This window comes from Serratia sp. 1D1416 (assembly GCF_003641105.1).
GTDB classification, from domain to species: Bacteria; Pseudomonadota; Gammaproteobacteria; order Enterobacterales; family Enterobacteriaceae; genus Serratia; species Serratia ficaria.
Window position 1 is genome coordinate 2,283,990 of the sequence record NZ_CP032738.1, and the last position, 18,257, is coordinate 2,302,246.

19 protein-coding genes are annotated in these 18,257 nt (G+C 62.2%); 8 read left to right on the plus strand and 11 right to left on the minus strand.

The genetic code is table 11. The features are described from left to right. Positions 1 to 86: 86 nt before the first annotated feature. Positions 87 to 602: a DUF721 domain-containing protein gene (locus D7I37_RS10775; RefSeq protein ID WP_061794970.1), complete on the minus strand. Its 516-nt coding sequence runs from the start codon at positions 600 to 602 to the stop codon at positions 87 to 89. Positions 603 to 628: 26 nt separating this feature from the next. Between D7I37_RS10775 and secM the strand changes: the two genes are divergently transcribed. The 3 genes from secM to mutT all read left to right on the plus strand — a co-directional run bounded on the left by secM (position 629) and on the right by mutT (position 4,444). After that, positions 629 to 1,162, plus strand: a complete 534-nt coding sequence (gene secM / locus D7I37_RS10780; RefSeq protein ID WP_129543663.1) for a secA translation cis-regulator SecM — start codon at positions 629 to 631, stop codon at positions 1,160 to 1,162. A gap of 86 nt (positions 1,163 to 1,248) precedes the next feature. Next, positions 1,249 to 3,960 carry a preprotein translocase subunit SecA gene (gene secA / locus D7I37_RS10785; protein ID WP_061794972.1) on the plus strand — a complete coding sequence of 904 codons (2,712 nt, stop codon included), beginning with the start codon at positions 1,249 to 1,251 and terminating at the stop codon, positions 3,958 to 3,960. A 79-nt stretch (positions 3,961 to 4,039) separates the two neighbouring features. Next, positions 4,040 to 4,444, plus strand: coding sequence for an 8-oxo-dGTP diphosphatase MutT (mutT, locus tag D7I37_RS10790; protein WP_095095754.1), 405 nt, complete (start codon positions 4,040 to 4,042; stop codon positions 4,442 to 4,444). Positions 4,445 to 4,569: 125 nt separating this feature from the next. Here the strand turns inward: mutT and yacG are convergent, their stop codons facing one another. Genes yacG through coaE form a run of 3 tightly spaced genes read right to left on the minus strand, consistent with a single transcriptional unit; the run spans position 4,570 to position 6,169 of the window. After that, positions 4,570 to 4,749, minus strand: coding sequence for a DNA gyrase inhibitor YacG (yacG, locus tag D7I37_RS10795; RefSeq protein ID WP_061794974.1), 180 nt, complete (start codon positions 4,747 to 4,749; stop codon positions 4,570 to 4,572). A 47-nt stretch (positions 4,750 to 4,796) separates the two neighbouring features. After that, positions 4,797 to 5,549, minus strand: a complete 753-nt coding sequence (gene zapD / locus D7I37_RS10800) for a cell division protein ZapD (RefSeq protein ID WP_061794975.1) — start codon at positions 5,547 to 5,549, stop codon at positions 4,797 to 4,799. A 5-nt stretch (positions 5,550 to 5,554) separates the two neighbouring features. Then, the gene (gene coaE, locus D7I37_RS10805; protein WP_061794976.1) at positions 5,555 to 6,169 is read right to left on the minus strand and encodes a dephospho-CoA kinase; all 615 of its coding nucleotides are present in this window, start codon (positions 6,167 to 6,169) and stop codon (positions 5,555 to 5,557) included. Positions 6,170 to 6,597: 428 nt separating this feature from the next. On the opposite strand from coaE, the gene D7I37_RS10810 reads away from it, so the two are divergent. Then, on the plus strand, positions 6,598 to 7,641 hold the full coding sequence (locus tag D7I37_RS10810; RefSeq protein ID WP_129543664.1) for a GMP reductase: 1,044 nt from the start codon (positions 6,598 to 6,600) through the stop codon (positions 7,639 to 7,641). Positions 7,642 to 7,690: 49 nt separating this feature from the next. On the opposite strand, the gene hofC is transcribed toward D7I37_RS10810, so the two are convergent. From hofC to nadC, 4 genes are all read right to left on the minus strand, one after another. Further along, positions 7,691 to 8,890 (minus strand): protein transport protein HofC, encoded by a 1,200-nt coding sequence (gene hofC, locus D7I37_RS10815; protein ID WP_061794978.1) that lies wholly within the window; start codon positions 8,888 to 8,890, stop codon positions 7,691 to 7,693. Next, positions 8,887 to 10,335: a type II secretion system protein GspE gene (gspE, locus tag D7I37_RS10820; protein ID WP_095095763.1), complete on the minus strand. Its 1,449-nt coding sequence runs from the start codon at positions 10,333 to 10,335 to the stop codon at positions 8,887 to 8,889. Before gspE ends, hofC begins: the two co-directional genes overlap by 4 nt. Before the next feature lie 5 nt (positions 10,336 to 10,340). Beyond that, entirely contained in the window at positions 10,341 to 10,778 is a 438-nt protein-coding gene (gene ppdD / locus D7I37_RS10825) for a prepilin peptidase-dependent pilin (RefSeq protein WP_129543665.1), read from the minus strand. A gap of 191 nt (positions 10,779 to 10,969) precedes the next feature. Next, positions 10,970 to 11,860: a carboxylating nicotinate-nucleotide diphosphorylase gene (gene nadC, locus D7I37_RS10830; RefSeq protein ID WP_061794981.1), complete on the minus strand. Its 891-nt coding sequence runs from the start codon at positions 11,858 to 11,860 to the stop codon at positions 10,970 to 10,972. A gap of 84 nt (positions 11,861 to 11,944) precedes the next feature. Between nadC and ampD the strand changes: the two genes are divergently transcribed. Further along, positions 11,945 to 12,541: a 1,6-anhydro-N-acetylmuramyl-L-alanine amidase AmpD gene (gene ampD, locus D7I37_RS10835; protein WP_129543666.1), complete on the plus strand. Its 597-nt coding sequence runs from the start codon at positions 11,945 to 11,947 to the stop codon at positions 12,539 to 12,541. Next, a complete protein-coding gene (gene ampE / locus D7I37_RS10840) occupies positions 12,541 to 13,395 on the plus strand; it encodes a beta-lactamase regulator AmpE (RefSeq protein WP_061794983.1) in 855 nt (284 codons plus the stop codon). The genes ampD and ampE overlap by 1 nt, the downstream gene beginning before the upstream one ends. A gap of 58 nt (positions 13,396 to 13,453) precedes the next feature. Here ampE and hemL read toward each other — a convergent pair whose 3' ends face one another. Next, positions 13,454 to 14,743, minus strand: a complete 1,290-nt coding sequence (gene hemL, locus D7I37_RS10845; protein ID WP_061794984.1) for a glutamate-1-semialdehyde 2,1-aminomutase — start codon at positions 14,741 to 14,743, stop codon at positions 13,454 to 13,456. A gap of 179 nt (positions 14,744 to 14,922) precedes the next feature. Here hemL and clcA point away from each other — a divergent pair, with 179 nt between their 5' ends. Continuing rightward, on the plus strand, positions 14,923 to 16,359 hold the full coding sequence (gene clcA / locus D7I37_RS10850) for a H(+)/Cl(-) exchange transporter ClcA (RefSeq protein ID WP_129543667.1): 1,437 nt from the start codon (positions 14,923 to 14,925) through the stop codon (positions 16,357 to 16,359). 89 nt (positions 16,360 to 16,448) lie between these two features. Continuing rightward, complete coding sequence (erpA, locus tag D7I37_RS10855) at positions 16,449 to 16,793, plus strand: iron-sulfur cluster insertion protein ErpA (RefSeq protein ID WP_095095769.1); 345 nt, start codon at positions 16,449 to 16,451, stop codon at positions 16,791 to 16,793. Between the two features lie 59 nt (positions 16,794 to 16,852). Here the strand turns inward: erpA and D7I37_RS10860 are convergent, their stop codons facing one another. Both D7I37_RS10860 and btuF read right to left on the minus strand, forming a co-directional pair. Further along, a complete protein-coding gene (locus D7I37_RS10860) occupies positions 16,853 to 17,467 on the minus strand; it encodes a TRIC cation channel family protein (protein WP_129543668.1) in 615 nt (204 codons plus the stop codon). Continuing rightward, positions 17,467 to 18,228, minus strand: a complete 762-nt coding sequence (gene btuF, locus D7I37_RS10865) for a vitamin B12 ABC transporter substrate-binding protein BtuF (RefSeq protein WP_231922146.1) — start codon at positions 18,226 to 18,228, stop codon at positions 17,467 to 17,469. The genes D7I37_RS10860 and btuF overlap by 1 nt, the downstream gene beginning before the upstream one ends. Between the last annotated feature and the right edge of the window lie 29 nt (positions 18,229 to 18,257).

An 18,257-nucleotide genomic window follows, 5' to 3' on the forward strand; every position in this document is an offset into this window, starting at 1 on the left:
TGATCCCGAGAGCCTGGCAACCAGGCTCTGGGTACGATGGACGTCGGCTGCGGGTAGCCCTTGCAGGTCAAATGCCGTGTCGCTGGCTACTTATCACGACTGGTTGCGTTGGCACCCTCTCCGGCCAATGCCGCCAGTCGTTCCAATATCTTGCGCAGTTTTTCCGGACTGCGGCTCGCCAAAACTCTCAGCTCTTCCGCGCTTTCCTGGCTCAAATGACGCAGCGGCGCCGCTTTTTCCGGCTTTTTCTCCGCGTTCTGCACCTGATTGTTCCCTTTCGCCATCAAGCCCGGATTAATCCTGATGTCGATCGATGACAATGATGGTAGAATTTGCGCTCGTAGTGCAGACAGCAAGGCGGGTTGTTCGTAGCGCAAGCGCATCATCCAGCTGGCATTTGCCGTTTCTAGCACTAAAATACCCTGTCGGAAATTCGCGACGCGGCACCAGGGATGCAGTTGAACGGGCAGCAGGCCCTTCACTGCACGGTTAAGCTTGAGCAGCGCCACCGCGCGTTGCTGGACGTTATGCAGCGGCCCTTTGTCTTCTGCAGACGCGTCGTCGAACAGGACATCTAATAATTGTGGACGGCTATCGCGCATAATGGGCTCCGGCGGATTATAAACTCGTGATCGGTATTCTAAATCGTTGGCGACAATTTGGCAGACGTTATTTCTGGCCCCATCTCCTGTTAGGGATGGTCGCGGCCACGCTTGGCGTACCTTCAAATCTGTCCGGCGTACCCGATCAGGCCGCTCTGCCAAGTACCTCGTCCAGCCTCAACCGGCAAAATTCAGCCAGCGGCGCCTTCAATAGCCTGGCGCTGCTGCAGGAAGCGCACCGCCGCCCGACCTTCAGCGTCGACTACTGGCAACAGCATGCGCTTCGCACCGTCATTCGTCACCTTTCTTTCGCGCTGGCGCCGCAGGCGGTCTATGCGCGGGTGCAGGAAAGCGAAGCCGAAGCGGCCGAACCTCCTTTGCAGGTGGCGCAACTGGCGCTGCTTTCCACCCTCAACGCGCTGCTGACGCACGAGCCGAAGCCGCCGACCATCATTCGCCATACGCATCGTGCGCTGCTGCCCGCTCAGGCGCAGCATCAGACCGGCCTGTGGCTGGCGCAGGTGCAGGGCATCCGCGCCGGGCCAGGCGCGCTCAGCTGATTCTGCCCGCAGGGCGACAAAAAACCGATAAAATAACAGCAAGTTGACGGCCACTTTTGGCCGTCATGACAGAGATATCAAACATCATGTTAGTGAAATTATTGACCAAAGTTTTTGGTAGCCGCAACGATCGTACGCTGCGCCGCATGCGCAAAGTGGTTGAGCAGATCAACCGCATGGAACCGGACATGGAAAAGCTGTCCGATGACGAGCTGAAAGCCAAAACCAACGAATTCCGCGCGCGCCTGGAAAAAGGCGAAGCGCTGGACAGCCTGATCCCTGAAGCCTTCGCCGTGGTGCGCGAGGCCAGCAAGCGCGTATTCGGCATGCGCCACTTCGACGTGCAGCTGCTGGGCGGCATGGTGCTGAACGACCGCTGCATCGCCGAGATGCGCACCGGTGAAGGTAAAACCCTGACCGCTACCCTGCCTGCCTACCTGAACGCCCTGAGCGGCCGCGGCGTGCACGTGGTGACCGTCAACGACTATCTGGCGCAGCGTGACGCCGAAAACAACCGCCCGCTGTTCGAGTTCCTCGGCCTGAGCATCGGCATCAACCTGCCGGGCATGCCGGCGCCGGCCAAGCGTGAAGCCTACGCCGCGGACATCACCTACGGCACCAACAACGAATACGGCTTCGACTACCTGCGCGACAACATGGCGTTCAGCCCGGAAGAGCGGGTTCAGCGCAAGCTGCACTATGCGCTGGTGGATGAGGTGGACTCCATCCTGATCGATGAAGCCCGTACTCCGTTGATCATCTCCGGCCCGGCTGAAGACAGCTCCGAGATGTACATCAAGGTCAACAAGCTGATCCCCAAACTGATCCGCCAGGAAAAAGAAGACTCCGACTCCTTCCAGGGCGAAGGTCACTTCTCGGTGGATGAAAAAGCGCGTCAGGTGCACCTGACCGAGCGCGGCCTGATCCTGATCGAAGAGATGCTGGTGGAAGCCGGCATCATGGAAGAAGGCGAGTCGCTGTACTCGCCGACCAACATCATGCTGATGCACCACGTGACCGCCGCGCTGCGCGCCCATGTGCTGTTCACCCGCGACGTTGACTACATCGTGAAAGACGGCGAAGTGATCATCGTCGACGAACACACCGGCCGCACCATGCAGGGGCGCCGCTGGTCCGACGGTTTGCACCAGGCGGTGGAAGCGAAAGAGGGCGTGGAGATCCAGAACGAGAACCAGACGCTGGCCTCCATCACCTTCCAGAACTACTTCCGTCTGTACGAGAAGTTGGCCGGCATGACCGGTACCGCCGACACCGAAGCCTTCGAATTCAGCTCCATTTACAAGCTGGACACCATCGTGGTGCCGACCAACCGGCCGATGATCCGTAAGGACATGCCGGATCTGGTCTACATGACCGAGCTGGAGAAAATCGGCGCGATCATCGAAGACATTCGTGAGCGCACCGCCAACGGCCAGCCGGTGCTGGTGGGCACCATCTCGATCGAGAAATCCGAAGTGGTGTCGCGCGAATTGACCAAAGCGGGCATCGACCACAAGGTGCTGAACGCCAAATTCCACGCCATGGAAGCGGATATCGTCGCCCAGGCCGGCCAGAGCGGCGCGGTAACCATCGCCACCAACATGGCGGGCCGTGGTACCGATATCGTGCTGGGCGGCAGCTGGCAGGCTGAGGTTGCTCAGCTGGAAGCGCCGACCGAAGAGCAAATCGCCGCCATCAAGGACGCCTGGAAAGTGCGCCACGATGCGGTACTGGCAGCCGGCGGCCTGCACATCATCGGTACCGAGCGCCATGAATCGCGCCGTATCGACAACCAGCTGCGCGGCCGTTCCGGTCGCCAGGGCGATGCCGGTTCATCCCGCTTCTACCTGTCGATGGAAGACGCCCTGATGCGTATCTTCGCCTCGGATCGCGTTTCCGGCATGATGCGCAAGTTGGGCATGAAAGAAGGCGAAGCGATTGAGCACCCATGGGTGACCAAGGCGATCGCCAACGCCCAGCGTAAGGTGGAAAGCCGCAACTTCGACATCCGTAAGCAGCTGCTGGAATACGACGACGTGGCCAACGATCAGCGCCGCGCCATCTACAGCCAGCGTAACGAACTGCTGGACGTGTCTGACGTGAGCGAAACCATCGCCAGCATCCGCGAAGACGTGTTCAAGAGCACCATCGACAACTACATCACCCCGCAGTCGCTGGAAGAAGAGTGGGACATTCAGGGGCTGGAAGAGCGGCTGAAGAACGATTTCGACCTGGATATGCCGATCGCCCAGTGGCTGGACAAAGAGCCCGAGTTGCACGAAGAGACGCTGCGTGAGCGCATTCTGGATAACGCCAAGCAACAGTATCTGCGCAAGGAAGAAGTGGTCGGCACCGAGATGATGCGCAACTTCGAGAAGGGCGTGATGCTGCAAACGCTGGATTCCCTGTGGAAAGAGCACCTGGCGGCGATGGATTACCTGCGTCAGGGCATCCACCTGCGCGGCTATGCGCAGAAGGATCCGAAGCAAGAGTACAAACGCGAGTCCTTCAACATGTTCGCCACCATGCTCGAATCACTGAAATACGAAGTGATCAGCGTGCTGAGCAAGGTGCAGGTGCGGATGCCGGAAGAGGTTGAAGCGTTGGAACAGCAGCGTCGCGAAGAAGCCGAACGTCTGGCGCAGCAGCAGCAGCTGAGCCATTACGAAGAGAACTCGCTGGTTACCGAAGATCCTAACGCGCCGGCGAGCGCCGAGCGTAAGGTGGGCCGCAACGATCCTTGCCCGTGCGGTTCCGGCAAGAAATACAAACAGTGCCACGGCCGCCTGCAGAAGTAAGCTGAGTCGGGTTTAACGCGGTACGTCAGGGGTTCAGCATGCTGAACCCCTATTTTTTGGCATCAAACAGGAGGATGTGATGAAACATCTGAACATCGCCGTGGGCATTATCCGTAACGATCGGCAGGAGATCTTTATTACCCGCCGCGCCGCCGATTCACATATGGCGGGTTTTTGGGAGTTTCCCGGCGGTAAAATCGAGCAGGGCGAAACGCCGGAACAGGCGCTGAGCCGCGAGCTGCGCGAAGAGACCGGCATCGAAACCGAACGCGCAACGCTGTTGGAGGTGCTGGAGCATCGCTTCAGCGATCGCATCGTCACGCTGAACTTTTATCTGGTGGAAGGTTGGCAGGGCGAGCCGTTCGGCCGCGAAGGCCAGCCGATGCGCTGGGTGAAGCAGGCGGATCTGCGCGAGGAAGAGTTTCCCGAGGCCAACATCAGCATTATCAAGCTGTTGGTGGATCAGGCCAACGCTGCGCAATAAAACAACCGGCCCGGCGGGGCGCCGGGCCGGCAGAGGCGATCAACGATGGCTACTCGGCTCGTCCATGAGCCTGGCCCTTTCAGGGCCGCTGCAAGCAGCGTTCAAATCTGTTCCCGACCGATTTTTCATTCGCTCCAGTCATCGCTTTCCGACCGTTCGTTGTTGCTCGGAATACGCTTCTCTTCATCGGCCCACTCGCCGAGATCGATCAGCTGGCAGCGTTTGCTGCAGAACGGTCTGAATGGGCTCACTTCGCCCCATACTACGCCTTTGCCACAGGTCGGGCATTTCACTACGGTCGTCATAACGGTTCCTTACCCCTCCCGATCAGAAAGGGTTTCATCTCAATAATTCAGCAACAGGCCAGTTCGAAGGTCAGGCGTTCCGGCACCACGCCGTGTTCGTTGTCCAGCGGCAGGAAGCGGATGGCGTAGCGCGTCTTGTGACCGGAAATCTGCGGGTAGAGCTGCGGTGCCAGGCTGATGCGCAGGCGCAGCAAATCCGCCCCTTCGGCATTATCCTGGAAGAAGCCGTTCAGGCTGATTTGATTGCGGAACGGCCCTGATTGGCGGATCAAATCCAGCACCATGGTCAACGCCTGATTGAGCGGCTCCAGCGTCTGCAGCCATGCCACGACGTCGGCGTCGCGCTCTTGCTGGGGGGCGTGCATCCACATATGCAGCGTAGGCAGATCGAAGCTGCAGCAACCGCCGGGGATGCTCAACCGCTGGCGCACCAGGCCGATCAGCCGATCCTCACGCAGCGCCTGGCCGAGACGCGGCGCCGACATCAGCGCCGCCGCGCGCGCTTTCAATTGGCCGCGCAGTTGTTCGATCAACGACATATCGACACCCGGCACATCGGCCCAGGCCAGCAATTTCTGTTGTTGGCGCTCCAGCTCTTTCAACAGTTCGGTGCGCACTTCGCCGCGCTCCAGCACGTCCAGCAGGTCGGACAGGGTGCGGAAGAAGGTCAGGGCGATGGCGGTTTCGCTCAGGGCGCGTTGGCCGTGCAGCTGCTGGAGTAAAAATTCGATGCGCAGCCAGGTGCGCATTTTTTCATTCAGCGGATGTTCAAAGAGAACGCTTGGGGAAACATCACTCATGCAGTTTAATCCTGTTGGGTCGCTGATGCCGCCAGTTCAAGATAGCGGCGATGCAGTGCGGCGACCAATGGCTCTATCCCCTGAGCGGTGCCGCTGTTGTCAATAATGTCATCTGCCACGGCCAGACGCTGCTCGCGGGTGGCCTGTGCGGCAAGAATGCTATGCGCCTGCCGGCGGCTGATGCCGTCGCGCGCCAGGGTTCTGGCCAACTGGGTTTCGACGTCGACGTCGACAACCAGTACCCGATCGGCGCGATCCTGCAGGTTATTCTCCACCAGCAGCGGCACCACCCAGAGCGCATAAGGGCTGGCGGCCTGCGCCAGCTGGCGCTGGGTTTCCCGGTGGATCAACGGATGCAGCAATTGATTCAGCCAGCTTTTATCATCAGGCTGGCTGAAGATTCGCTGACGCAGCGCGGCGCGATCCAGCGCACCGTTCGCCAGCAACATTTCATTACCAAAACGTTCGGCGATCGCGGCCAGGGCAGGGGTGCCCGGTTCGACAACCTGTCGGGCGATCACATCGGCATCGACGATGGCTGCGCCGTGGCGCGCAAAGGCGTCCGCTACGGTCGACTTGCCGCTGCCTATTCCCCCGGTCAACGCAACAATATAGGCCATGCTGTTAGATGCACCCGAATTCATAAAAAAATAATAGAGGAATCATAAAGCGATCGCGCAGAAGTGCAAGTCGGCAGGCGGCGCTTGCCTGAGAGCCTGCGCTATTCGGTGATAAAAAGCGCAGCCGAAAAGGGAAAGTGAGCGAGAGGTCACACTGCGGTTTCGCAGGTAAATTTGTCGGATTGTAGCGTAAATAATCGAGAATTCGCAGTCTTGTCCGGCGATTATTAGCGCGTATGATAGCGTCACTGGAACTGGCATTACTCTATACCCGCCATTCTTCAAGCCGCAGGCCCATCCCCTGTCACTTACTGACGTAAGCTCCTGGGGATGAGCGATCGGGTCGCCTGGCTGCAACTTGAAATTCATAGGGTATAGGTTCGAATATTCTCTGCGATCCGTCGCCATAAACCAGGAAATCATTAGTCATGCGTATTGAAGAAGATTTGAAGTTAGGCTTTAAAGATGTGCTGATCCGCCCTAAGCGCTCCACGCTGAAAAGCCGTTCTGAAGTGGAACTGGAGCGCCAGTTCACCTTCAAGCATTCTGGCTACGGCTGGGCCGGCGTGCCGGTTATCGCCGCCAACATGGACACCGTCGGCACCTTCCGCATGGCGGAGGCCCTGGCTTCCTTCGACGTTCTCACCGCCGTTCACAAACACTACAGCGTCGAGCAATGGGCCGCTTTCGTGCAGCGCGCGCCCGAGTCGGTGCTGCGCCACGTGATGGTGTCCACCGGCACCTCCGAGGCCGATTTCGCCAAGATGAAGCAAATTCTGGCGCTCTCCCCGGCATTGAAGTTCATCTGCATCGACGTGGCCAACGGCTACTCGGAGCACTTTGTCGCCTTCCTGCAGAAAGCGCGCGAGGCCTGCCCTAATCACGTCATCTGCGCCGGCAACGTGGTCACCGGTGAAATGGTGGAAGAGCTGATCCTGTCCGGCGCCGACATCGTTAAAGTGGGCATCGGCCCGGGCTCGGTGTGCACCACCCGGGTGAAAACCGGCGTGGGCTACCCGCAGCTGTCTGCGGTGATCGAGTGCGCCGATGCCGCGCATGGCCTGGGCGGGCAGATCGTCAGCGACGGCGGCTGCTCGGTACCGGGCGACGTGGCCAAGGCCTTCGGCGGCGGCGCCGACTTCGTGATGCTGGGCGGCATGCTGGCCGGCCACGACGAGTGCGAAGGCACGGTGGTGGAAGAGAACGGCGAGAAATTCATGCTGTTCTACGGCATGAGCTCCGAATCGGCGATGAAGCGTCACGTCGGCGGCGTGGCCGAATACCGCGCGGCCGAGGGGAAAACCGTCAAGCTGCCGCTGCGCGGCGAAGTTGAATTCACCGTGCGCGATATCCTCGGCGGCCTGCGCTCCGCCTGCACCTACGTCGGTGCAGAGCGCCTGAAGGAGCTGACCAAGCGCACCACCTTCATCCGCGTGGCGGAGCAGGAAAACCGCGTCTTCGGCGCCAGGTAACCCGCGCGCCGCGCTGCATGCCGGGCGCAGTCTGCTGCGCCCGCTATCCTCACCCCAAAACGTTTCCCAACTGAAAGATCGGCAGATACATGGCAATCACCAGCGCGCCGACGATCCCGCCGACCACCAACATCAGCAATGGCTCCAGGGTTTGCGCCAGCGTATCGGCCAGCTCGAGCGTTTGCCGCTCGTGCCACTGCGCCAGCTTGTCGAGCAGGCTGTCCAGCGAGCCGGACTCTTCCCCCACCCGCACCAGCTGCCGGCACAGCGCGGGGAACAGCGGCTGTTGGCTCAGCGCATGATGGAAGGTTTCCCCTTGGGCAATCTGGCGTTGCACGTGTTCGAGCGCCTGTCGATAAAACAGGTTGTCCACCGCCATTGCCGCGGCGTTCAAGCCGTCGACCAGCGTCAATCCCGCCTGCTGGGTCATGGCCAGAATGCGAAAGATTTGGCTTAACGCGCTGCCTTCGATCAGGCGGGCGATCAGCGGCAGCCGCAGCTGGGCCGCCTGTTCGCGGCGTCGCCAGCGGGGCCGCGGGTGCAGCCAGCGGCGGTAGCCGAAGATCACAGTGCCCAGCAACAGCGCCAGATAAGGCCCTGCGGCGATCAGCAGGGCAGAAAGATGCAGCAGGCCCTGGGTAAACCAGGGCAGCGGCGCGTCGAAGGATTGATAAACGCCGGCGAATTCCGGCAGCACCAGCACCAGCATCAACACGCTGACCAGCAGCGCCACCGCGCAGATAAACAGCGGATAGCGCAATGCCTTGAGCACCTTGTTGCGCAGCTTCCGTTGAGACTCCTGCTGTTGCGCCAGCTGCAGGCAGCAACGGTCCAGGTTGCCGGTCAACTCGCCGATGGCGATCAGCTGGCGGTAAATCAGCGGGAAGACGGCCTGCTGTTCGGCGATGGCTTCCGAAAAGGGGTGGCCCTGCCGCACCCGTTCGCTCAGCAGCCGTAAAAGGCAGCGCCAGGCCGCAGCGGGGTGCTCCGCGGCCAGCAACTGCAACGCGTTGACCAGCGGCAGGCCGGCCTGCAGCAGCGTGGCCAGCTGGCGCGTGAAGTGAATCAAGGGTTCGCCGCGCCACTGCCCGGGCGCGATGCGCCCGCGGTGCTTAATCCGGCAGGGTTGCAGCCCCTGCTCGATAAGCTGCCGGCTGACCCGGCTTTTTGCGCTGCTCATCAGCTCGCCGTGACGGACCACTCCCTGGGCATCGATAGCCTGCCACAGAAACAGGCGCCGGGCTTTCATGCGCGTTCCTGCGCATTTGCCGCCGTATCCACCACGCGGTACAGCTCTTCCAGCGAGGTGACGCCGGCGGCAACCTGGGCCAGCCCCGCCTGCAGCAGCGTGATCTGTCCCTGGTCACGGGCGATGTCCGCCAGTTGGCCGGGCGAGGCGTTCTCCAGCAGGCCGGCCTGCACTTGCGGCGTGACGCTCAACAGCTCATAGACCCCGATGCGGCCATAGTAGCCGCCGAAGCAGTGTTCGCAGCCGTCGGCGCGCCAGGCGGTCAGCGGTTCCGGCCATATCGCCGCCGGGAAACGCACCGCCTGGCCATGCGGGTAGCGGCAGTGCTCGCACAGTTTGCGCACCAGCCGTTGGGCGATCACCAGCTTCAGGCTGGCGGCGATCAGATAGCCGGGAATGCCCATGTGCGTCAGGCGCGTCAGGGTTTCGCCGGTGGAGTTGGTGTGCAGCGTCGACAATACCAGATGGCCGGTTTGCGCGGCCTTGACGGCGATTTCTGCGGTTTCCTTATCGCGTATCTCGCCGATCATGATGACGTCCGGATCTTGCCGCAGCAGCGCGCGCAGCACGCGGGAAAAACTCAGTTCGGTTTTGACGTTAATCTGGGTTTGATTGACGCCAAACAGCGGGATTTCGATCGGATCTTCGACGCTGCACAGGTTGCTCTGCGCGTCGTTCAATTGGCGCAGCCCGCTGTACAGCGTCACCGTTTTGCCGCTGCCGGTCGGCCCGGTCACCAGGATCATGCCCTGCGGGCTGCTCAGCGCCGCGGCATAGCGCGCCAGCGCGGCCTGGCTCATGCCCAGGCGATCCAGCGGCAGCTCCTGCCGCTCGGTTTGCAGGATGCGCAACACCACTTTTTCGCCGTGCAGCGTCGGCAGCGTGGCGATGCGCATCGAATAGCGGGCGTTGTCCAGCCACAGGCTGAGCTGCCCGTCCTGCGGCAACCGGCGCTCGGCAATGTCCAGCTGCCCCATGATCTTCAACCTGGCGCTCAGGCGCGCCGCCAGTTCCGACGGCGGCGAGGCGATGGCCTGCAGCACGCCGTCAATGCGCAAGCGAACGCGAAAGCGTTGTTGATAAGGCTCGAAGTGAATGTCCGAGGCGCGGCGCTGGATGGCCATGCGCAGCGTCTGGTTGATAAATTGCACCACCGGCGCGTCGCTCTCGTCGTCGAGGGAGGCGCCGCCGGCCTCAGGCTTTTCGGTTGCCGGCGCCGAGGGTTCAGCCTGCAGATGACGCCGGTTCAGCGCCTGTTCCAGCCGGGCCGCCGGCCATTGCTCCAGATGGATGCGTTTGCCGGTGGCGAAACGCAGCGCCGCCAGCAGCCCCTGCGGCGCGTCTTCACTGAGCGCGATGGTCAGGGTCGACGCGTCTGCGCTGAGCGCCAGCGTCTGGTAGCGTTGGCACAGCGCGTGCACTTCTTCGCTGATCGTTTCACTCATCGTCGTTACTCCGCAGCGTTGTCAAAGCGGAATACCTGCTGGCACACCTCAGTCAGATTGGCATTCTCGCTGGTGCACAGGCGAGTCCAGCGGGTTTGGCCGCCGGCATTTTGCGTGGGCGTCAGCACCACCTTCAGCCCCGACAGCGTCTGAGCGCCGGTGAGCGAGATCGTCCCCTTGCCGACCTCTAGGGCGCTGACGTAGCGCGACGTCCCGCCGGCGGGGATGCCTTTGCTGCCTGCGTTGCAGTCGGTCGGCGCGCCGTCGTCCAGCACGCACAGCTCCACGGCCATTTTATAGGGTGCCATGGCCTGCAGCATGTCGGTCATCGCCGCTTTCTGGATGTAGCGCTGATAAGCCGGAATGCCGATGGCGCTCAGTATCGCGATGATGGCGATCACCACCATCAGTTCTATCAGGGTAAAGCCGCGTTGCGTTGCCATTTTTCGTTTCCTCCATGTCGGTATGGAGGGGACGGTAACCGGTCTGCAGGCGGGCTTCGAGCGCCTTCGGCGCGTTTCTCGGGGCGCTTCCCGCGCAGGCGGTTTCGCTTGCAGCGGGATGAAAAAATCTGGGGGGCAGCGCGCAATTCAGGCGGGGAAAGGGCCTTCCCGCCGCGGCGGGAAGGCGAGGATTATTTGAAGCGCATCGACAGATCGAGGGCGGTCACGTGCTTGGTCAGCGCGCCGACCGAAATGTAGTCCACGCCGGTTTCGGCGAAGGTGCGCAGCGTTTCGCCGGTGACGTTGCCGGACACTTCCAGCTGGGCGCGGCCCCGGGTCTGGGCCACCGCCTGGCGCATCATTTCGACGCTGAAATTGTCCAGCATGACGATGTCGGCGCCGGCGTCCAGCGCCTGCCGCAGTTCGTCCAGCGACTCTACTTCCACCTCAACCGGCACATCGGCGTGCAGCCAGAAGGCCTTCTCCACCGCATTTTTGATCGAACCGGAGGCGATGATATGGTTTTCCTTGATCAGGAAAGCGTCGGACAGCCCCAGCCGGTGATTGCCGCCGCCGCCGCACAGTACGGCGTATTTCAACGCGGTGCGCAGGCCGGGCAGGGTTTTACGGGTGTCCAGCAGGCGGGTTTGGGTGCCCTCCAGCAGCGCCACGTAGCGGCTGACTTCGGTCGCCACGCCGGACAGCGTCTGCACAAAGTTCAGCGCGGTGCGTTCGCCGGTCAGCAACAGCCGGGCCGGGCCGCGCAGATGGCACAGCGGCTGATCCGGCGCCAGACGCTCGCCATCCGCCACCAACCATTCCACCTTTACCTGATTGCCCAGCTGGATAAAGACTTCGTTCAGCCAGCGTTGGCCGCAGAACACGCCGGCCTCGCGGGTGATGACGGTGGCCTCGGCCTGCTTGTCGGCCGGTAATAATTGCGCGGTAATATCGCGGTCGGCGTCGACTGCGCCTCCCAGATCTTCACGCAGCGCCTGGGCGACGGCATAGGGGATATCACTTTCAATTCGTTCAAGAAGCTCGGTGCGGCGACTGTCGGCACTGTAGCGGCGTGTCGGCATGGAAAACTCCGAAATGGACGGTTGGATCGTAGGGGAACATGCTACTCTGTTGCAGGAACAAGTACCACCGCAGAGAGGTGTCTGATGCAGTTGGAAAATGGCTGGATTGTCGGGGTCACGCGGGTGGTCTCGCCGCATTGCGATCGGCGCCCGGACGATGAGCCGCCTTCGTTATTGGTGATCCACAACATCAGCCTGCCGCCCGGCGAATTTGGCGGCCCCTATATCGATCGGCTGTTTACCGGCACGCTCGATCCCGCGGATCATCCTTATTTCGCCGCTATTCATCAGCTGCGGGTTTCGGCGCACTGCCTGATCCGCCGCGACGGCGAAATCGTTCAGTACGTGCCTTTCGATCTGCGCGCCTGGCACGCCGGCGTTTCCGCGTATCGGGGGCGTGAAAAGTGCAATGACTTCTCCATCGGCATCGAGCTGGAGGGCACCGATCTGCTGCCCTATACCCCGCAGCAATATCATGGCCTGCAGGCGGTCAGCGCGTTGTTGATTGGGCAGTACCCGTCGCTGGCGGCGCACATTGCCGGGCACAGCGACATCGCCCCCGGCCGCAAAACCGATCCCGGCCCGGCATTCGACTGGGATCGCTATCTGGCATCTCTGGAACAACGCGAGGGGGCGGCTAACGCTATGCTTGAGAAAAGGAAAAGGGAGAGGAGTCGCTAATGACGCTGTTTACGCTGTTGCTGGTTTTGGCATGGGAGCGCCTGTTCAAACTGGGTGAGCACTGGCAGTTGGACCACCGTCTGGAGGTGGTGTTCCAGCGTCTGCACCGGGTGTCGCTGGCGCAAACGCTGGCGATGACCCTGGCCTTTATGGTGGTGGTGTGGGGCATACTGTGGCTGTCTCAGGGGCTGTTCTTCGGCGTGGTGACGCTGCTGCTGTGGATTGTCATCGATCTGCTGTGCGTCGGCGCCGGCATCAAGCGCAAGCATTATCGCGCCTATCTGAAGGCGGCGCGGCAGGGGGATTCCCACGCCAGCGATCAGATGGCGGAAGAGCTGGCGCTGATCCACGGTTTGCCGGTGGACTGCAGCGAAGAGCTGCGGCTGCGCGAGCTGCAAAATGCGCTGCTGTGGATTAACTTCCGCTACTATCTGGCGCCGCTGTTCTGGTTTGTGGTTTGCGGGCCTTACGGGCCGATTGCGCTGGCGGGGTACTCTTTCCTGCGCGCCTATCAAACCTGGCTGGCGCGGCACAATACGCCGCTGGAACGTTCGCAGTCGGGTATCGATCATCTGCTGAACTGGCTGGACTGGATCCCGGTGCGTTTGGCCGGGGTAGCCTATGCGCTGTTCGGGCACGGCGAGAAGGCGCTGCCGGCCTGGTTCGCCTCGCTGGGCGATGGTCATTCTTCGTCGTATCAGGTGTTGACGCGGCTGGCGCAGTTCTCGTTGGCGCGCGATCCGCATACGGATCCGGTGCAAACGCCGCGCGCGGCGGTGACGCTGGCGCGCAAGGTGACGATGATTATCGTGGTGGTGGTGGCGGTGCTGACCATTTACGGCACGTTGCTGTAAATCGACATCGCAGCAAACGAAACGGGCGCCGCGGCGCCCGTTGTTTTTGATGTGGAGCTTACAGCCGGGCGAAGCAGCGGCGCGCGGCGTCGATAGTGCGCTGGATGTCTTCCTTGCTGTGGGCCACGGACATAAAGCCCGCTTCAAAGGCCGAAGGCGCCAGATAGACCCCTTCTTCCAGCATCAGGTGGAAGAAACGCTTGAAGCGCTCCACGTCGCACCGCATGACGTCCTGGTAGCAGGTGACCGCCGGCGCGTCGGTGAAGAACAGGCCGAACATGCCGCCGACGTTGTTCACCACCAGCGGGATGTTCTCTTCTTTCGCCGCGTGCAGCAGGCCTTCCGCCAGCATTTCGGTCAGTTCGGTCAGCGTTTGGTGAACGCCCGCCTGCGACACTTCGGTCAGGCAGGCGTAGCCCGCAGCCATGGCGATCGGGTTGCCGGACAGGGTGCCCGCCTGATAAACCGGGCCGGTCGGCGCCAGCGCTTCCATCACCTCGCGGCGGCCGCCAAAGGCGCCTACCGGCATGCCGCCGCCGATGATTTTGCCCAGGCAGGTCAGATCCGGCTCAACGCCATAATAAGACTGCGCGCCGGCCAGCGCCACGCGGAAGCCGGTCATCACTTCGTCGATAATCAGCAACGCGCCGTATTTGTCGCACAGCGCGCGCAGGCCCGGCAGGAATTCCGGCAGCGGCGGCACGCAGTTCATGTTGCCGGCCACCGGCTCGACGATGATGCAGGCGATCTCCGAAGGGTACTGCTCGAACGCCGTGCGCACCGAGTCCAGATCGTTATAGGTGCAGGTCAGGGTGTGCTTGGCGAAGTCCGCCGGCACGCCCGGCGAGTTCGGCTGGCCGAGGGTCAGCGCGCCGGAGCCGGCTTTCACCAGCAGGCAATCGGCGTGGCCGTGGTAGCAGCCTTCGAACTTGATGATCTTGTCGCGGTTGGTGTAGCCGCGCGCCAGGCGGATAGCGCTCATGGTGGCCTCGGTGCCCGAGTTCACCATGCGCACCATATCCATGGTCGGCACCAGCTCGGTCACCAGCTGCGCCATTTTGACTTCCATTTCGGTCGGCGCGCCGAAGCTCAGCCCGCGCTGCGCCGCTTCGATCACCGCGTCGCGGATCGCCGGGTGGTTGTGCCCCAGCACCATCGGTCCCCAGGAGCCTACGTAATCGATGTAGGCCTTGCCGTCGGCGTCGAACAGGTAAGCCCCGTCTGCCCGCTCGATAAACAGCGGCACACCGCCGACGCCGGTGAATGCACGCACCGGAGAGTTAACCCCGCCGGGGATCAACTGTTGCGCCTGGGCATACAGACTTTCGGACTTGCTGTGTAAGCTCATAAATCGGCTCCTGGATTCTCTTTGAATGATTTGACCCGCGCTATTCTAGAGGAGTGCGGCGCGTTATGAAACGATCACAGTCAGATACCTATTAACAGCGGCGGCCGGAATGGGGGTAAGGTAGAATAGCCGTCTTACCTATTTGTATTACCTTTGATCACGCGAATGAATAACCCGTTATGACTGAAAAGCAGCAACAGCCTTCAGCGGCGGCGCCGCGCCTGAAGCGCAGCGATGCGGTGCGCCAGTTTATCCGCCGCGACAAGACGCCGGTCGCGGTATTGATCATGGCCGCGCTGGTGGGCACGCTGGCCGGCCTGCTCGGCGTGGCCTTCGACAAAGCGGTGGAGTGGGTGCAGCAACAGCGGCTGAGCGCGCTGGTTCAGGTGGCCGATTATTGGATACTGGTGTGGCCGCTGGCGTTTATTTTGTCGGCCGCGCTGGCGGCGCTGGGCTATTACCTGGTGCGGCGCTATGCGCCCGAAGCCGGCGGCTCGGGCATTCCGGAAATCGAAGGCGCGCTGGAAGAGCTGCGGCCGGTGCGCTGGTGGCGGGTGATCCCGGTGAAGTTTATCGGCGGCATGGGCACGCTGGGGGCGGGTATGGTGCTGGGGCGGGAAGGGCCTACGGTGCAGATGGGCGGCAACGTCGGCCGCATGGTGCTGGACATTTTCCGCATGCGCGGCGCCGAGGCGCGCCATTCGCTGCTGGCCACCGGCGCAGCCGCCGGCCTGTCCGCCGCGTTCAACGCGCCGCTGGCGGGCATTCTGTTCATTATCGAAGAGATGCGCCCGCAGTTCCGCTACAACCTGATCTCGATTAAAGCGGTGTTCATCGGCGTGATCATGTCGAGCGTGGTGTTTCAGCTGTTTAACGGCGAGGGCTCGGTGATCGCGGTCGGCAGGCTCTCTTCGGCGCCGATTAACACCCTGTGGCTGTATCTGGTGCTGGGGGCGATATTCGGCGCGGTGGGCGTGATGTTCAACGCGCTGATTTTCCGCACCCAGGACATGTTCGCGCGTCTGCACGGCGGCAAAATGCGCAACGTGCTGCTGATGGGCGGGCTGCTCGGCGGCGTCTGCGGCATCCTGGGGCTGATCCAGCCGGAGGCGGCGGGCGGCGGTTTCGGACTGATCCCGATCGCCGCGGCGGGCAATTACAGCGTCGGCATGCTGATGTTCATTTTCATTACCCGGGTGTTCACCACGTTGCTGTGTTTCGGCTCCGGCGCGCCGGGCGGCATTTTTGCGCCGATGCTGGCGCTGGGCACGCTGTTCGGCACCGCCTTTGGCCTGGCGGGCGCGCATCTGTTTCCGCAGTACGGCCTGGAGGCGGGCACCTTCGCCATCGCCGGCATGGGGGCGCTGTTCGCCGCCACGGTGCGCGCGCCGTTGACCGGCATCGTGCTGGTGCTGGAAATGACCGACAATTATCAGCTGATCCTGCCGATGATCATTACCTGCCTCGGCGCCACGCTGGTGGCGCAGTTCCTGGGCGGTAAGCCGTTGTATTCCTCCATATTGGCCCGTACGTTGCAAAAGCAGGAGGCGCTGCGGGAGCGCGAAGCGGCGGAGAAAACAGGTAAAGAAAATACAACAAATGCGGTGAATACTTGAACGCAACACTCAGGTATCGGATAATCGTTAATATTAATCAGGCTGCCATTGTAGCGTTCTGATGCTGAACAATGTTGGGAGTAAAGAGTATGAGTGATGAAACAGCACTGCCCCTGCAATTTACCGAGGCAGCGGCAAGCAAGGTTAAATTCCTGATTGCTGACGAAGAAAATCCGAACCTGAAGTTGCGGGTTTACATTACCGGTGGCGGCTGCAGCGGATTCCAGTACGGCTTCACTTTTGACGATAAGGTCAACGATGGCGACATGACCATCGAGAAGCAAGGCGTGGCGCTGGTGGTCGATCCGATGAGCCTGCAGTATCTGGTGGGCGGTTCGGTGGACTACACCGAGGGCCTGGAAGGTTCGCGCTTCGTGGTGACCAACCCCAACGCCAAAACCACCTGCGGCTGCGGCTCTTCGTTCAGCATCTGAAGCCCCTCGCCGCATGATCAGCCCGCCAGCCGCTCCGGCTCGCGGGTTTTTTTATGCCCTTAGCGTTCGAGAATGAACGCGGGCAGCTTGAGGTGCCAGCGGATGGCCGCCAGCCGGATGGCCAGGGTGATGGCCATGCCCAGCATCATCGCCTGTTGCAGCGGCATGCCGAAGGTGTGAAACGCGGTGGCGTGCGCGATGCCGCCGATGATGCAGGCGGTGGCGTAAATCTCGGTGCGCAGGATCATCGGGATCTCGCGAGCCAGCACGTCGCGGATAATGCCGCCGCCCACGCCGGTGATCACCCCCATGCAGATAGCCACCAGCGGGCCGGTGCCGGCGGCGAAAGCCTTGTTGACCCCGATGCCGACGAACACCGCCAGGCCGACGGCGTCCAGCACCGGCAGGATCCACTTGGGCAGGCGGCGTGGCTGGCGCACCAGCAGCAGCGTCAGCACGCAGGTGATCATCGCCACCACCAGATCGGTAGGATCCCTGACCCAAAACACCGGGCCGTTGGCCAGCGCCATATCGCGGATGGTGCCGCCGCCGACCGCGGTCACTACCCCCAGCACCAGCACGCCGAACGGATCCATACGCAGTTTGCCGGCCAGCAGCACGCCGGAAATGGCGAATACCGCGGTGCCGAGAATATCCAGCCAGAACACCAGCATTAAGGCATCTCCGCCAGTTGGCGGCACAGCTGCTGCGCCGCCAGCACGATGCGCGGTCCGCCGCGGTTGAACCAGTCCTCGTTCAGCGCGATCACCGGCACCTGCAGCTGCGGCGCCCAGAAGGCTTTTACGCTGGCGATCTGCGCTTCGCCGCCGGTGATGACGATGGCCTGCGGGCGGCGCGCCAGCACCTGTTCGCGGCTGATCTGCGGCCAGGGCATGCGGCTCTCGGCAAAGATATTTTCTGCGCCGCACAGCGACAGCACCTGGCTTTGCAGGGTGGCGCCGGAGCTGGTGAACAGCGGCTGGGTGCCGAACTGCAGCAGCACGCGGCGCGGCGGGTTGTGGGCGTATTTTTGTTTCAGATCGGCGATTTGCCGACGGATGGCGTCCGCCGCCTGATGCGCCTGCTGCGGATGCGGGCTGTATTGGGCCAGGCTGTCCAGCGAGCGGGCGATCTCGTCGATATTGCCGGCGTCCGCGTAAAAGATCGGAATGCCGAACGAGGCGAGCTGATCCAGCACCCGCTGCGGGTTGCCGCCGCGCCACGCCAGGATCAGATCCGGTTTCAGCGCCAGCACCCGCTCGAGGTTGATGCCCTGCCAGGAGGCCACCTGCTCGAGCCTGCCGGCCTCCGGCGGATAATCGGAAAAGGCGCTGGCCGCCAACAGCGTCTCGCCCATGCCGGCGGCATAGGCGAGTTCGGTGGCGTTCGGCGCCAGGCTGACTACGCGTTGGGCGGCGGCTGCGGGCAGCGCCATCCACAGCGCCAGCAGCCACGGCAGGAGAA

Bases quoted from the DNA above. Each gene is read 5' to 3' on its own strand.
- hemL (WP_061794984.1), bottom strand. From the start codon at position 14,743: ATGAGCTTACACAGCAAGTCCGAAAGTCTGTATGCCCAGGCGCAACAG.
- clcA (WP_129543667.1), top strand. From the start codon at position 14,923: ATGACTGAAAAGCAGCAACAGCCTTCAGCGGCGGCGCCGCGCCTGAAG.
- mutT (WP_095095754.1), top strand. From the start codon at position 4,040: ATGAAACATCTGAACATCGCCGTGGGCATTATCCGTAACGATCGGCAG.
- coaE (WP_061794976.1), bottom strand. From the start codon at position 6,169: ATGGCCTATATTGTTGCGTTGACCGGGGGAATAGGCAGCGGCAAGTCG.
- ampD (WP_129543666.1), top strand. From the start codon at position 11,945: ATGCAGTTGGAAAATGGCTGGATTGTCGGGGTCACGCGGGTGGTCTCG.
- erpA (WP_095095769.1), top strand. From the start codon at position 16,449: ATGAGTGATGAAACAGCACTGCCCCTGCAATTTACCGAGGCAGCGGCA.
- ppdD (WP_129543665.1), bottom strand. From the start codon at position 10,778: ATGGCAACGCAACGCGGCTTTACCCTGATAGAACTGATGGTGGTGATC.
- gspE (WP_095095763.1), bottom strand. From the start codon at position 10,335: ATGAGTGAAACGATCAGCGAAGAAGTGCACGCGCTGTGCCAACGCTAC.
- D7I37_RS10860 (WP_129543668.1), bottom strand. From the start codon at position 17,467: ATGCTGGTGTTCTGGCTGGATATTCTCGGCACCGCGGTATTCGCCATT.
- btuF (WP_231922146.1), bottom strand. From the start codon at position 18,228: ATGGCGCTGCCCGCAGCCGCCGCCCAACGCGTAGTCAGCCTGGCGCCG.
- nadC (WP_061794981.1), bottom strand. From the start codon at position 11,860: ATGCCGACACGCCGCTACAGTGCCGACAGTCGCCGCACCGAGCTTCTT.
- hofC (WP_061794978.1), bottom strand. From the start codon at position 8,890: ATGAAAGCCCGGCGCCTGTTTCTGTGGCAGGCTATCGATGCCCAGGGA.
- ampE (WP_061794983.1), top strand. From the start codon at position 12,541: ATGACGCTGTTTACGCTGTTGCTGGTTTTGGCATGGGAGCGCCTGTTC.
- D7I37_RS10810 (WP_129543664.1), top strand. From the start codon at position 6,598: ATGCGTATTGAAGAAGATTTGAAGTTAGGCTTTAAAGATGTGCTGATC.
- yacG (WP_061794974.1), bottom strand. From the start codon at position 4,749: ATGACGACCGTAGTGAAATGCCCGACCTGTGGCAAAGGCGTAGTATGG.
- zapD (WP_061794975.1), bottom strand. From the start codon at position 5,549: ATGAGTGATGTTTCCCCAAGCGTTCTCTTTGAACATCCGCTGAATGAA.
- D7I37_RS10775 (WP_061794970.1), bottom strand. From the start codon at position 602: ATGCGCGATAGCCGTCCACAATTATTAGATGTCCTGTTCGACGACGCG.
- secA (WP_061794972.1), top strand. From the start codon at position 1,249: ATGTTAGTGAAATTATTGACCAAAGTTTTTGGTAGCCGCAACGATCGT.